This window comes from Rhodospirillaceae bacterium (assembly GCA_028819475.1).
Lineage (GTDB): Bacteria > Pseudomonadota > Alphaproteobacteria > Bin65 > Bin65 > Bin65.
In genome coordinates, this window is the sequence record JAPPLJ010000033.1 from 32,238 (window position 1) to 45,854 (window position 13,617).

Sequence of the window (13,617 nt, forward strand, 5' to 3'; positions counted from 1 at the left end):
CTGCCGACCGTCGATCTTTACCCGGCCGGCCCAGCGCCGGCGACGGCGAACCTGACCCGATACCGTCGGAACGAGCCGGGAATCCGTCCATGCGTCTGCGGATCGAGAGCGCGACAGCCTATTCCTACGACTGGCCGCCGCAGCGCTGCACGCAACGCCTCCGGCTGACGCCGCTCTCCGGGCCGGGACAGACGGTCGAGGACTGGCGGATCTCCGCACCCGGCGCGCTCGAACCCTGGACCGACATGTTCGGCAACCGCTGCCACACGCTCAACGTCGAACGACCGGCCGCAATGTTGAAAATCGGCGTCGCCGGAACCGTCGATACCCGGGACACCGCAGGGGTCCTGCCGCCGTCGCCGGCCGATGCGCTGCCCGAAGCCGCCTATCTGCGCAGCAGCGGCTACGCCAGAGCCGATCAGGCGCTCGCCGCCTGGGCGGACGGATGGCGCGCCGCCTGCGAGAAGGACCGGCTGAACGGCCTGCACGGCCTGATGTCGGCGATCCATGCCGACGTCGCCTATGTCGAAGGCGCGACGACCGTGCTGACCACGGCCGCCGAAGCCTTCGCCAACCGGCGCGGCGTGTGCCAGGACCATGCCCACATCCTGATCGCCGCGGCGCGCCGGCTCGGCATCCCGGCGCGCTATGTCAGCGGCTATCTGTGGACCGGCGGCCCTATGGAAGAGGCCGGCGGCCCTATGGAAGAGGCCTTCAGCGCCAGCCACGCCTGGGCGGAATGCCGGGTCGAGGGGCTGGGCTGGGTCTCCTTCGATCCGGCCAACGGCGTCTGCGCGACCGACGCCTATGTCCGGGTCGCCGTCGGCTTCGACTATGCCACCGCCTGCCCGTTGCGCGGCGTACGCACCGGCGGCGGCACCGAGCGCATGGAGACCGAAATCCGCCTGTTTCGCGAGGACGATCCGGCGACCGGCCGGGAGCGGCAGGAACCGTAGAAGGGTTTGCAAAGGAAACGGCGATGTTTGCGAAAGAGAATCTGAAATACGAACCGGTCACCCTTCCCGACCGAATCGAGCTTGACGATTCCGAGATGCTCGACGAGGCCGCCGGGTTTTACCGGCGCATGAAAAAACGACACTCGGTTCGCGATTTCTCCGGGCGGGCGGTGCCGCGCCAAGTGATCGAGGAATGCGTACGCACGGCCGGCACCGCGCCGAGCGGCGCAAATCACCAGCCCTGGCATTTCGCAGCGATTTCCGATCCCCAAGCCAAGCATCGCATTCGATTAGCCGCGGAAACGGAAGAACGGCACTTCTACGCCGGCGCTGCGGGCGACGAATGGCTGAAAGCGCTCGAGCCCATCGGCACCGGACCGGAAAAGCCCCATCTGGATATCGCGCCGTGGCTGATCGTGGTCTTCGCCCAGCGCTGGGGTACCTTCGACGACGGAACGAAATTCAAGAACTACTATGTGCCGGAGAGCGTCGGTATCGCGACGGGCTTCCTGATTGCCGCGCTTCATCATGCGGGCCTGACGGCCCTGACCCATACGCCCAACCCGATGAATTTCCTGAACGGGATGCTCGGCCGGCCGCCGAGCGAAAAACCGACGATGATCGTTGCCGTCGGCCATCCCGCCGGGAACGCCACCGTGCCCCGCGTCGCCAAGATCAAGAAACCCCTGGATGAAATCCTGACTGTATTCGACGCCCGATAGCCCCGAACCGGCTGTGGCGGCCGTGAACCTCAACAGGAACACACCTTGAGAAAGCCGTCAGGCTGTCCGACAGACCGGGGCCACCCCGGTCCCTGAGCGCAGCGAAGGAGAATGGGGGCGCCGTTCAAAGCCGAAGCGTGGCGCCTCGCGGTGCTGCGCGTCTTGCGACGCGCCACCCCCATCCCGATTCAAGTTCGGGTCTCGCCCTCGGAAGAGCGGGAGGTACGGTCCCTACAACCCCGAAAGGAACTTCTCCAAGTCGGCGTTGAAGCGCTTGGCGTCCTCGATGAAGGGGGCGTGGCCGATGCCGTCATAGACGATGCGGGTGGATTTTCCGGCCCCGTCAGTTCGGGCGCCGTCCACCAGCCCTTTCATGATCTCGGTCGAGCGCGGCAGAACGTGCCGGTCCTTGCTCCCGTGAATGAACAGTACCGGCACCTTGACCGTCTTGAGCGTCGGCGAATGGTCGAGCGGCCCGCCCTTGACGAAGCGGTCGATGACCATCGCGCGCCGGACGTAGGGCGGCGTCTGCATGTTGTAGGCCAGCGCCTCCGCCGCCGCGGCCGCCGGCAGCGGCTTGCCCGGCACCATGTCGAGGAACCGCTTCGTCCCCGCAAGCTGGCGCGCATAGGCGCCGCAGGTCTTGGCTTTGCCGCAGCCGTCGAGATCGGCGCCCGGCGGACCGGCGGGGATGCCGGCCATCGGCCCGGTATTCTCGATCACGCCCGGCCCCAGCACGAGTTCCGGCCCGCCCTTGTCCGGTGGCCTGAGATCGAGATTGTAGCCGGTCGCGACGAACACCATGGCCGAGAGCTTGCCCTGGCCGTGCTCGCGCACATAGTCGAGCAGGGGCAGCCCGGCGTAGGACCAGCCGACGAGGACAACGTCCTTGAGACCCTTGGCGGCGATGACGGCGGCGATATCGCCGGCCCACAGCTTGCTGTCGATGTAGTGTTTGGGATCGGCGGGCTTGGAAGAATAGCCGTGGCCGCGCATGTCGAACGCGATCAGCCGGTATTTGTCGCCGAGATCGCTCAGCATCTGGCGGCGCCAGGCGGCGGCGCTCTGGGAAAAGCCGTGAACGAACAGGACCGGGCGTCCGGTCGTTTCGCCGCTTTCGACGACAGCAATCGACAGGCCGTCGGGCGACGTCACTGTCGAGGGCACCAGTCCGCGGAGCCGTTCGGCCTGCGCGGGCAGGGCAAGGGCTGCGGCAAACGCCGCGGCGGCGAGCATTGCAGTCATTCGTTTCATGGCAACCCCCCTGCATTGTCCGCCCCGAACGCTAGAATGATCGTCGACGCCGGTAAAGGCATTGTCCCGTCGGCGTTGCGACCGGTCAGACCGGTCATGAGGGCCGCGGGCAGCGGAGCGGAGCCGATTCGCAAGGCTGAGCAAGGGTTCGAGCGGATCGGGCGGGCAAGCCATTGAAATAGACAGACCGGTCTTTATATAGTGTTTTTTCGTCTCCGGCTGCCCGGCCGGGCCGCGCGGACGAGACCCGATCAAGGAATATAGAATACGATTCCGGAATATCAAGGGAAAAATAAATAAATTTTTAACATTTTCCTATTTTGATTTGCTGCAAGCGCCCGCCGCCCTCTGGCGGCGGAATCCCGCGGTAAGACGGAGGAGCGATCCGGAAAAGCCTGCCCCGAGCCGGTGGCAGGAATCGTGCCTTCCGCCCCGTCCCGAAAGGCGGGCGTGCCGCCGTTTGGCAAGGCGCGTTAGACGGGCCGGTTCCCAATTCCGGCCGGAGATACCTATATTGCCCTCCTCGCCGCGCCGGAACGTCCATGACCTATTGTGTCGGAATCAAAGTGAACGAGGGCCTCGTCCTCGCCTCGGATTCGCGGACCAACGCGGGCGTCGACCGGGTTTCGACCTTCCGCAAGATGTTCGCGTTCGACCGGCCGGGCGATCGGCTGTTCGTGCTGCTGACCTCAGGCAATCTTTCGGTCACCCAGTCGGTCGTGAGCATCCTGTCACGGCAGTTCGGCGCGGCCGATGCCGGACAGGACCTGATGGCGGCCGACTCGATGTTCGCCGCCGCGCGGATCGTCGGCGGCGTCATGCGCGACGTTCAGGATCGCGACGGCCCGGCGATCCGGGCGGCCGGGGTGGACAGCGACGCCACGATCATTTTCGGCGGCCAGGTGCGCGGCGGACGGACCCGGCTCTACCAGATCTACACGGCGGGAAACTTCGTCGAGGCGACCGCGGAAACGCTCTATTTCCAGGCCGGCGAGGTGAAATACGGCAAGCCGGTGCTCGACCGGGTGATCCGGCCCGAAACGTCCCTGATCGACGCCGCGAAATGCGCCCTGGTCTCCTTCGATTCGACCATGCGCTCCAACATGTCGGTCGGGCCGCCGATCGACGTGCTGCTCTACCGTACCGATACGTTCGAAATCGGCCACCGCGCCAGCCTCGAGGCCGACGACCCCTATTTTTCCGCGCTCAGCGCGAAATGGAGCGAGTCCCTCAACCGCGCTTTCCTCAGCGTCGAGGACCCCGACTGGCCGATTTAGCCTGGGCCGTCAGGCCGCCCGCCGCTTTGCGATCCCCGAAACCAGCCGCACCTTACGCGGCGCGCCCATCCACATGCCCAGGATCGAGAGCGCACAGGCGCCGAGCGCGGCCCACCAGGCCAGGTCGTAGCTGCCCGTCCGGTCGTAGAGTTCGCCGGTGAGCCATGGGCCGCAGGCGGCGCCGAGCGAGATGATCATGCCGAAGGCGCCGAAGATCTGGCCGAAGCGGCGGCACTGGAACACCTCGGCCAGGATCGCGCCGAAGACAGACGCCAGGCCGTAGCCGAGCGCGCCCTGCCCGGCAACCATGAGCCAGAGCAGGAGCTGGCTGGGATTCTCGCGCATCAGGATCAGCAGGGCGTAGCAGACGGCGAATCCGAGGGTGGAGAGCGTCCAGGCCCATTCCCGGCCGATCCGGTCGCTCAGCCCGCCCATGCCGATCTGGCCGACGACGCCGAACAGGCCGACCAGCCCGAGCGCGAAGGCGGCGGCGGTCGCCGAAAAGCCGATCTCGCCGAGATACTGCGTCTGGTGGACCTGCACCGCGTACCAGACATACATGCCGAAGAAGAGGCCGAGGCCGAGCCACCAGAACCGCGCCGTCAACATGGCTTCGCGGAGCGACCAGTCGCGCGCCGCCCATTCGGCATCCACCACCGTGTCGGGAACGGCGGCGGATTTTTCCGAAGCGCTGCCGGCCGGTTCCCCCGACGCCGTCTGCGCCGCCCGCTCGCCGTCCGGCCGCAGGCCCATGTCCTCCGGACGGCGGCGCTGCAACAGCAGGTTGAGCGGCAAAACGAGCACGAACAGGATCAGCGCCATGGTCAGGCAGGCCTCGCGCCAGCCATCCTCGCGGATGATGTCCTGCCACCAGGGAAACAGCAGGATCGAGCCGACCCCGGCGCCGGAAAAGGCCAGGCCGGTCGCCAGGCCGCGCCGCCGCACGAACCAGAACGGCATCAGATAGGCGTGGCCGGTGTAGCCGAGGATGATCGCGCCGCCGACGACGGCGCAGCCCAGGCTCAGGAAGATCAGGCTCTGCCCGCCCGCGAACGTGGCGAGGACGAGGCCGCCGCCGACCAGGACCGAGCCCGTCGCCATGACGACGCCCGGCCCCAGGCGATTGACCGCGACGCCGATGAAAGGCGTGATCAGCATCGAGGTTGCGAAACCGACCGAGAAGATCGCCGCGGTATCGGCGCGCGGCCAGCCGAATTCGTCGAGGATCGGCGGGTAGAGCAGCGAAAACGCGGTCCGCACGTTCACGCCGACGCCGAGCGTCACGAAGGCAACCGCTACGACGATCCAGCCGTAATAGAAGGGCAGCCGGGCCAATAGGCCGGGCCGGCCGGCGGGAGACCCTCCGGGCGTTTCGTTCGCGTCGGCGGTCATTCCGCGACCGCCGCCTGCACTTTCAGCCTCCCGGCGCGCTTCTTCGCCTGGCCGGCGACGAGGCGGACCTTGCGCGGCGCGGCCATCCACATGGCGCCGATCGAGAGCACACCGGCTGCGGCGCCGACGGCGAAACCGGTCTCGTAGCCTCCCGTCAGATCGTACAACTCGCCGGTCGCCCAGGGGCCGACGGCGGCGCCGAAGCCGCTGGTCGCACCGTAGATACCGAAGATCTGGCCGTATTTCGGGCTGTGGAACAGTTCGGCCGGGACCGTCGGATACACCGCCGAGGCGCCGTAACCGATCAGGCCCTGCACGACGACCATGACATAGACCAGCCAGAGCGCCGGATAGTGGGGCAGGATCAGCAGGATGGCGTAGCAGGCGGTGAACCCGGCGAAGGCGATGCTCCAGCCCCATTCCCGGCCGATCCGGTCCGAAAGCATGCCGATGCCGATCTGGCTCGCCACGCCGGTCAGGCCGACCAGCCCCAGCGCAAACGCCGCGGTTTCGGCCGATACGCCGATGTCGATCAGGAACTTGGTCTGGTGGACCAGCACGGCATACCAGGCATACATGCCCGCCATATAGCTGAGGTGCAGCCACCAGAAGCGGCCGGTGCGCGCGGCGGTCCGGAAGGTCCATTCCCGGTGCGCCCAGTCCGGATCGACGACGGCGTCGGCCGCGGGCTTGCGCGGGGCGCGGCCGGGCCGGTTGTCGCCGTCCGGCTCCAGGCCGATATCGTGCGGGTGGCGCCGCTGCAGCAACAGGTTGAGCGGCAGGACCAGCCCGACCATCAGCAGCGCCAGGGCATAGCAGGCGCGGCGCCAGCCGTCGGCGCCGATGATGCCCTGCAGCCAGGGGAACAGCAGAATCGCGCCGATGCCGACGCCGGTAAAGGCGAGCCCGATCGCCATCCCGCGCCGGCGCACGAACCAGTAGGGCAGGAAATAGCTGTGGGTGACGTAGGCGAACATGACGCTGCCGCCGATCGTCATGCAGCCCATGGTGGCGGCGAGTTCCGCCACCGAGCCGACGCCGGTCGAAAGCGCCAGTCCGCCGGCGGAAAGTATTGCGCCGACCGCCACGATCCGGCCGACACCGAAGCGATCGATCAACACGCCGGCGAAGGGCGAGAAGAACAGGGAGATCAGGAAACCGGCAGAGAAAACCGCCGCCGTCGTGCCGCGCGACCAGCCGTATTCCTCGAGGATCGGCGGAAAGAGCAGCGAGAAGGCGACCCGGACGTTGGCGCCGATCGCCATGGTCGCAAAGGCGACGCCGAGCACGACCCAGCCGTAATAGAAGGGCAGGCGCGCAAGCGGCGACAGCGGACTGTCGGGATCGGCGGGCCGGATCATGGCGCTGCTATATCGCCGTTGCCCCGGCTTGGCGAGGCTGCCCGGCGCATGGGGCGGATGTGCTTTGCGCCGCGCGGGTCGGCGCGACAGGCTCCGGTCGCTAGCGGGTCACGGCAAGCCGCATTTCCAGCATGTCGAGAACCTTGAACAGCGTGTCGAGGCGCGGATTGCCGTCGCCGGAAAGCGAGCGATAGAGCGCTTGCCGGCCCAGCCCGGTCGCTTCGGATACCGAGGTCATCCCCTTCGCCCGCGCGACGTTGCCGAGCGCCTTGGCGAAGTACTTCGGATCGTTTTCTTCCAGCGCGACGTTCAGATATTCGACCAGCGCCTCGTCGCTGTCGAGAAAGTCAATCGGGTCGAATTTCCTCAGTTCCATCATGCTTCCCTAGAGTTGGCCGGCGATCCGGTGCGCACGGCGCACATCGCGTTGCTGATTCGACTTGTCGCCGCCGCATAGCAGAACGACCACCGTCCGTCGCCGAATCGTGTAATAGACACGGTAGCCCTTTCCGATGTCGATCCGGAGTTCGCTTACGCGGCCACCGACCGACTTACGGTCGCCGAAGTTGCCGTCCTCAATTCGTTCGATCCGGGAGACGATTGCGGCTTTCGCCCGTGGATCGCGAAGCCCGCGCAGCCAATTCCCGAACGTTTCCGTGTAGACGACTTCCACACCCAATTGTCCCTTAAATAAGACAGCATGTCAAATCCAACGTAAGGACGGGCGCATGGGGAGGGTGTGCCCAGTGCCGCACGGTTTACGCATGGGCGGACGGAACGTAGAACCGGAACTCCATTCCAAGAAGCCCACGCCGGCCGCATGACCGACCCCTCCCCCATCACCCCCGACCTCGTCGCCGGCCACGGCCTGACGCCGGATGAGTACCGAACGCTGCTCGACATCCTCGGCCGCGCGCCGACGCTCGCCGAACTCGGCGTCTTTTCGGTCATGTGGTCGGAGCATTGCTCCTACAAATCCTCGAAGAAGTGGCTGAAGACGCTACCGACCGAAGCGCCCCACGTCATCCAGGGGCCGGGCGAGAACGCCGGGGTCATCGATATCGGCGGCGGGCTGGCCTGCATCTTCAAGATCGAAAGCCACAACCACCCGTCCTTCATCGAGCCCTACCAGGGCGCGGCGACCGGCGTCGGCGGCATGATGCGCGACGTGTTCACCATGGGCGCCCGGCCGGTCGCCAACCTGAACGCCCTGCGTTTCGGCGATCCGGCGCATCCGAAATCGCGCCATCTCGTTTCCGGCGTCGTGGCGGGCATCGCCGGCTACGGCAATTGCATGGGCGTCCCGACCGTGGGCGGCGAATGCGATTTCGACCCGGCCTACAACGGCAACATCCTGGTCAACGCCATGACGATCGGCATCGCGCCGGCGGACCGGATCTTCTATTCGGCGGCGGCCGGGCCGGGCAATCCGGTGGTCTATGTCGGCTCGAAGACCGGGCGCGACGGCATCCACGGCGCGACCATGGCCTCGGCGACCTTCGAGGACGACAGCGAGGAGAAGCGGCCGACCGTGCAGGTCGGCGACCCGTTCACCGAAAAGCTGCTGCTCGAAGCCTGCCTGGAGCTGATGGCGACCGACGCCATCGTGGCAATCCAGGACATGGGCGCCGCCGGCCTGACCTCGTCGTCGGTCGAAATGTCGTCCAAGGGCGGCGTCGGAATCGCGCTCGACCTCGATCTGGTGCCGACCCGCGAGACCGGCATGACAGCATACGAAATCCTGCTCTCGGAGAGCCAGGAGCGGATGCTGATGGTGCTGAAGCCCGGCCGCGAAGAGGAAGCCCGCGCCATCTTCGAGAAATGGGAACTGGACTTCGCCGTGATCGGCAGAATTACCGGCAGCGGCCGGTTCGTGGCCCGGATGGGCGGCGAACCGGCGGCGGACATCCCGGTCGATCCGCTGGTCGGCGAAGCGCCGGAATACGACCGTCCGTGGGAGGCGACGCCGCAGCCTGCGCCGGTCGATCCCGCCGGGTGTGCACCGCCGGGTAGCGTGGAAGACGCCCTGCTCACCCTGCTCGCCAGCCCCGACCAGGCAAGCAAGCGCTGGATCTGGGAGCAGTACGACCATCTCGTCATGGGCCGGACGCGCCTCCGGCCGGGCGGCAATGCCGCCGTCGTCGGCCTGCCGGACAGCACCCGCGCGCTGGCCCTGACCACGGACTGTACGCCGCGCTACTGTCTCGCCGATCCCGTCGCCGGCGGGCGGCAGGCGGTCGCCGAGGCCTGGCGCAACCTGACGGCGGTCGGCGCAACGCCGCTGGCGATTACGAACAATCTGAATTTCGGCGATCCGACCCGGCCCGAAATCATGGGCCAGCTTGCCGGCTGCGTGACCGGCATGGCCGAGGCCTGCCGGGCGCTCGACTTCCCGGTCGTTTCGGGCAACGTCTCGCTCTACAACGAGACCGGCGGGCAGGCGATCCTGCCGACCCCAGTGGTCGGCGGCGTCGGCGTACTGGAGAACGGCGCAAACGCGGTCGATCGGGGCATAGTCGCACCGGGCCACGCCCTTGTCCTGATCGGCAGGACTGCGGGCCATCTCGGCGCCTCGATCTACCTGCGCGACCTGCTGGGCCGGACGGACGGCGCGCCGCCGCCGGTCGACCTGGCAGCCGAACGGCGCAACGGCGACCTCGTGCGCCGCCTGATCGGCAGCGGCGATGTCCTCGCCTGCCACGACCTTTCGGACGGCGGCCTGGCGCTGGCCCTTGCGGAAATGGCGCTCGCCGGCCAGGCCGGCATTGTCTTCAACGAGCCGCCGGCCGGTTTACCGCTGCACGGTTGGCTGTTCGGCGAGGACCAGGGCCGCTACCTCGTAGAATCTGAAGATGCCGGGGCAATTCTGGAGGCGGCGCAGGCCGCCGGCGTGCCCGCCTCGGTTATCGGCGAAACTGTCGCGGAGCCTTCGTTGACCCTCCGGAAGGGCTGCCCTATATCGCTCGCGCGCCTCCGGGAGGCGCATGAAGGCTGGCTGCCCGGCTGGATCGGGGGTTCGCAATCCGGCACGGCCGCCGCCCGATCCTGACCGACGAACGACCGCCGGAGTGCCGCAGCCCATGGCGATGGATGCACGCGAGATCGAATCCCTGATCAAGCAGGCCCTGCCCGACGCGCAGGTGACCATCCAGGACCTCGCCGGCGACGGCGACCACTATGCCGCGCAGGTCGTTTCTTCCGAATTCGCCGGCAAGACCCGGGTGCAGCAGCACCAGATGGTCTATGCCGCGCTCCAGGGCCGGATGGGCGGCGTGCTGCACGCCCTCGCCCTCAACACCAGCGCCCCTTGAGCCGGGAGGAACCGGCTGCCATGTTCGGGCTCTTCAAACGCAAACCGGCGCAACCGCTTTCCGATGAGGACCATCCCATGACCCAGGCCGCCGCTCCCGCCGACCATCCCGTGTTCGACCGCATCAGGACCGAAATCGACGACCAGGACGTCGTCCTGTTCATGAAGGGCACGCCGGTCTTTCCCCAGTGCGGCTTCTCGGCGGCGGTGGTCCAGATCCTGTCGCACATGAACGTCAAGTTCAAAGGCGTGAACGTGCTCGACGACATGGAAATCCGCGAAGGCATCAAGGCCTACAGCAACTGGCCGACCATCCCGCAGCTTTACGTCAAGGGCGAATTCGTCGGCGGCTGCGACATCATTCGGGAGATGTTCGAGGAAGGCGAGCTCGAGCAGTATATGGCCGGCAAGGGCCTTTCCGGGACAGCCTGACGGCGATACCGCCGGTTAGACGCCGGCATAAAGGCGGCGCACTCAAACCAGTTCGATCGGCCCCGGATAGCGGGCGACGCGCCTGTCCGCGGTCAGCAGTGTCAGCCCCTCGCACCGCGCCTGCGCCACCAGGATGCGGTCGAACGGATCGCGATGAATCGCCGGCAGGGCGGCGGTTTCGAGCGCATGCGGCCCGGTTACGGGCAATTCTTCGTAACGTCTGGCCAGTAGCCCCCGTCTCAGATCAGCGCCTTTGACCGGGAAATTACCGCGACCGAGGCTGTTCTTGATCGCGACTTCCCAAAGACTGGCTACGCTGAACACCAGCGTCTCCTCCCGGGCCTCGAGTCTTCGCCGGACGTCAGGCGGAAGACGATGCGAGGCGGCAGATATCCAGACCAGAATATGGGTGTCGAGTAGCAGGCTCACGCGCCGAACATCTCGGCAATCTCGTCCTCGAACATCGTATCGAAATCATCCGGGACCTGGAAATCTCCGGCGAGAAAGTCGAACTGTTTCTCCGGCGCTTCCGGCTGCTCCAGCGCCTCGACCTTGACCAATGGTTTCCCGGCGCGCGCAATGATGAAGGGCTCGCCCGCGGCCGCCGCCGCGACGAGGCGCGACAGGTTGGTCTTGGCGTCGTGCATGTTGACGGTTTTCATCGGAAACTCCCGAACTTAGTCCGATAAACTTAGCTAAAGCCGGGCCCGTATTCAATTGGAATTTGCACGATTTCGCTAAATCGATCAACCGGGCGGATGCTGTAACGTGGTCAGCGTCGCCGTGACCAGCAGGATGGCGCAGACCGCGAGCCATTCGACGGCGATGGAGCGGCGCAGGCGGGCCGCCGCCGCCGGTTCGCCCCGGCGCATGGCCGGCACGAAGCGCAGCTTGTTGTGCGCCGCCGCGCCGAGCAGGACCGCCACCCCGGCGATCTTGGCGAGCAGGGTGAGGCCATAGCCGGTCGTCGCCAGCGCCGAAACGTCGCCGAGGAGGCGCCACACCATGACGATCCCGGCGGCGATCAGGACCGGCACCGTGACGGCGGCGATTCGGCCGAAGCGATGGCCCAGTTCGGCCGCCGCGGACAGTTCATCCGGTAGCGCGGCCAGCCTGCGCAGCGGCGACAGGATGCCGATCCAGAAGGCCGCCGCCGCTAGATGCAGGACCAGCAGCGCCTGGAGCCAGAGCGGCCCGGCGTCCGGAATATGGCCGATCCGCGCGAACGACCAGAGCGCAAGCAAACCGCCGGCGCCGGCGATCCAGAGGCCGATCCGCGGCGCGCGCAGCCCGGCGAGGACCAGAAGCAGGCCCGAACCGAGGAGAAGCAGCCGGGTGCCCGGCGGATTCCGCCAGAGCAGGCCCAGCATCTCCGGGTCCGTCATCCCGGACGCATCGCCGGTCATTGCCGCGCCGCGCAACAGGAAACCGAAGCCGGCGGCGGCGAGCGCCAGCAGCGCCAGCGCCGAAGCCTGCCCGCAGATCCGACGGTGCGCCGCTCCGGTCTCCCGCCTGAAGACGAGACGCGCGAGAACCAGCCCGACGCTGCCGAGAACGCCGAAATACATCAGGAACTTCGCAAGGATCGAGAGCAGTTCCCAGAGGTCCGGCAACGGTCACTTCACCCTGAATTCGAAGCTGCCGCGCATCGTGTGGCCGTCCGCCGCCAGCCCGCGCCATTCGATCCGGTAAAGGCCGGAGCCGCCGCCCGATACCGGAATGGCAATTCGGGTCGCAAAGCCCTTCTGCCCGCTCAGATCGAGGTCCACCGCGGCGTTGTCGCCGTGGCGCATCCGCACTTTCGTCAAGCGGATCCGTTTCGCGAACGACAGGACGATCCGGCCCGGCGCTTGCGCCAGCACCGCGCCGTCGGCCGGCTCCGTCGTATTCAGCTTCGAATGCGCGAATGCCGTCGTCGCGCCCAGGAACAGCAGGCCGGCCAGCAGGATTGGCTTCATGGCTCGTCTTCAGTTGATGCCGTTGGCCCGTTGCAGTTCCCGGATATAGGCCACGATCAGGGCGACGTCGTCACGGCTCAAGCCCTCGACCGGCGCCATGTTGCCGAACCGCCAGTGATGGGCGCGGACGCCGAGGGCGACCGCCCGCTGGAACGATTCGTCGCCATGATGGCCGGGTTCATAGATGATGTGAACCAGCGGCGGCCCGAGCTCCTCCTGCCCCGCGGCGTTCGGCCCGTGGCAGGTGACGCAGTTTTCGTCGAACAGCCGTTTACCGCTCTGCGCCCGGTCGGACAGCGCATCCGGCAGGACGATCTCGACCATCGGAGCGCCGCCCGCTTCCGTTGCGGCCTCCGGTGTCGCCCTGCGGTCCGAAGCGCCGAACAGGAAATATCCGCCGGCGACGAGCGCGCCGGCCAGCACGAGCAAGATCGCGGATTGCTTCAGTGACATGCCCGGCCCAGCGCCTTGAGCCGCCAGTAGTTGTAGGGCAGCGGCGTGACGAAGCCGGCAGCCAGCATGAGCGGCACGACCCACCATGTCAGCATGGCACCGCCGGTCAGCGCCCAGTCGACCGCGTTCATCATGGTCTCCATGGCGACCATCGAGATGAAGGACATGCCGATGGCGGTGCGGAAGGCCGTCCGCAAGTCCATCTGGCGGGCGAGGATGAAGGTCTCCAGGGCGATGGAGGTCAGCAGGCCGTTCACGATCGCGAGGGTCATGATCGCCAGGGTCGGCCAGGGGATGCCGGTGAACTGGAAGAAGGCGATGGTGCCGAAATCGCCGATGGCGCAGCCGAGCAGGCACCAGGCCGTGTTCTTCGACGCCCTGTTCCAGGTGTGGCGGCAGCGCCAGTCTATCGCCAGGTTTTCCGCAATCGCAGCCATGTGCGCCCCGCTTGCTTTGCTCTCCGAGGCAACCTAGTGTTTCCAGTTACTGGAAGGTCAAGAGG

17 protein-coding genes are annotated in these 13,617 nt (G+C 67.0%); 6 read left to right on the plus strand and 11 right to left on the minus strand.

Going from position 1 to position 13,617, the window contains the following annotated elements:
- Positions 1–89 precede the first annotated feature (89 nt).
- Together OXM58_10475 and OXM58_10480 are read left to right on the plus strand one after the other, a co-directional pair.
- Positions 90–956, plus strand: a complete 867-nt coding sequence (locus OXM58_10475; protein ID MDE0148786.1) for a transglutaminase family protein — start codon at positions 90–92, stop codon at positions 954–956.
- Between the two features lie 23 nt (positions 957–979).
- Entirely contained in the window at positions 980–1,678 is a 699-nt protein-coding gene (locus OXM58_10480) for a nitroreductase family protein (GenBank protein MDE0148787.1), read from the plus strand.
- A gap of 231 nt (positions 1,679–1,909) precedes the next feature.
- On the opposite strand, the gene OXM58_10485 is transcribed toward OXM58_10480, so the two are convergent.
- Positions 1,910–2,932 (minus strand): alpha/beta hydrolase, encoded by a 1,023-nt coding sequence (locus OXM58_10485; GenBank protein ID MDE0148788.1) that lies wholly within the window; start codon positions 2,930–2,932, stop codon positions 1,910–1,912.
- Positions 2,933–3,474: 542 nt separating this feature from the next.
- Here OXM58_10485 and OXM58_10490 point away from each other — a divergent pair.
- On the plus strand, positions 3,475–4,209 hold the full coding sequence (locus OXM58_10490; GenBank protein MDE0148789.1) for a peptidase: 735 nt from the start codon (positions 3,475–3,477) through the stop codon (positions 4,207–4,209).
- A gap of 9 nt (positions 4,210–4,218) precedes the next feature.
- On the opposite strand, the gene OXM58_10495 is transcribed toward OXM58_10490, so the two are convergent.
- From OXM58_10495 to OXM58_10510, 4 genes are all read right to left on the minus strand, one after another.
- Positions 4,219–5,601: an MFS transporter gene (locus OXM58_10495; GenBank protein ID MDE0148790.1), complete on the minus strand. Its 1,383-nt coding sequence runs from the start codon at positions 5,599–5,601 to the stop codon at positions 4,219–4,221.
- Complete coding sequence (locus OXM58_10500; GenBank protein ID MDE0148791.1) at positions 5,598–6,962, minus strand: MFS transporter; 1,365 nt, start codon at positions 6,960–6,962, stop codon at positions 5,598–5,600. The genes OXM58_10495 and OXM58_10500 overlap by 4 nt, the downstream gene beginning before the upstream one ends.
- Positions 6,963–7,062: 100 nt before the next feature.
- Positions 7,063–7,341: a putative addiction module antidote protein gene (locus OXM58_10505; protein MDE0148792.1), complete on the minus strand. Its 279-nt coding sequence runs from the start codon at positions 7,339–7,341 to the stop codon at positions 7,063–7,065.
- Positions 7,342–7,347: 6 nt separating this feature from the next.
- Positions 7,348–7,635, minus strand: coding sequence for a type II toxin-antitoxin system RelE/ParE family toxin (locus tag OXM58_10510; protein MDE0148793.1), 288 nt, complete (start codon positions 7,633–7,635; stop codon positions 7,348–7,350).
- A 147-nt stretch (positions 7,636–7,782) separates the two neighbouring features.
- Between OXM58_10510 and purL the strand changes: the two genes are divergently transcribed.
- The 3 genes from purL to grxD all read left to right on the plus strand — a co-directional run bounded on the left by purL (position 7,783) and on the right by grxD (position 10,704).
- Complete coding sequence (gene purL / locus OXM58_10515) at positions 7,783–10,011, plus strand: phosphoribosylformylglycinamidine synthase subunit PurL (GenBank protein ID MDE0148794.1); 2,229 nt, start codon at positions 7,783–7,785, stop codon at positions 10,009–10,011.
- 31 nt (positions 10,012–10,042) lie between these two features.
- A complete protein-coding gene (locus OXM58_10520; protein ID MDE0148795.1) occupies positions 10,043–10,273 on the plus strand; it encodes a BolA family transcriptional regulator in 231 nt (76 codons plus the stop codon).
- 77 nt (positions 10,274–10,350) lie between these two features.
- Positions 10,351–10,704: a Grx4 family monothiol glutaredoxin gene (grxD, locus tag OXM58_10525; GenBank protein MDE0148796.1), complete on the plus strand. Its 354-nt coding sequence runs from the start codon at positions 10,351–10,353 to the stop codon at positions 10,702–10,704.
- A gap of 42 nt (positions 10,705–10,746) precedes the next feature.
- Here grxD and OXM58_10530 read toward each other — a convergent pair whose 3' ends face one another.
- The 6 genes from OXM58_10530 to OXM58_10555 all read right to left on the minus strand — a co-directional run bounded on the left by OXM58_10530 (position 10,747) and on the right by OXM58_10555 (position 13,552).
- Entirely contained in the window at positions 10,747–11,133 is a 387-nt protein-coding gene (locus OXM58_10530) for a type II toxin-antitoxin system VapC family toxin (protein MDE0148797.1), read from the minus strand.
- Positions 11,130–11,366, minus strand: a complete 237-nt coding sequence (locus OXM58_10535; GenBank protein ID MDE0148798.1) for a type II toxin-antitoxin system prevent-host-death family antitoxin — start codon at positions 11,364–11,366, stop codon at positions 11,130–11,132. Before OXM58_10535 ends, OXM58_10530 begins: the two co-directional genes overlap by 4 nt.
- 84 nt (positions 11,367–11,450) lie before the next feature.
- Positions 11,451–12,317: a CopD family protein gene (locus OXM58_10540; protein MDE0148799.1), complete on the minus strand. Its 867-nt coding sequence runs from the start codon at positions 12,315–12,317 to the stop codon at positions 11,451–11,453.
- Between the two features lie 3 nt (positions 12,318–12,320).
- The gene (locus OXM58_10545) at positions 12,321–12,662 is read right to left on the minus strand and encodes a copper resistance protein CopC (protein MDE0148800.1); all 342 of its coding nucleotides are present in this window, start codon (positions 12,660–12,662) and stop codon (positions 12,321–12,323) included.
- 9 nt (positions 12,663–12,671) lie between these two features.
- Positions 12,672–13,115, minus strand: coding sequence for a cytochrome c (locus OXM58_10550; GenBank protein MDE0148801.1), 444 nt, complete (start codon positions 13,113–13,115; stop codon positions 12,672–12,674).
- On the minus strand, positions 13,106–13,552 hold the full coding sequence (locus OXM58_10555) for a DUF4396 domain-containing protein (GenBank protein MDE0148802.1): 447 nt from the start codon (positions 13,550–13,552) through the stop codon (positions 13,106–13,108). The genes OXM58_10550 and OXM58_10555 overlap by 10 nt, the downstream gene beginning before the upstream one ends.
- Between the last annotated feature and the right edge of the window lie 65 nt (positions 13,553–13,617).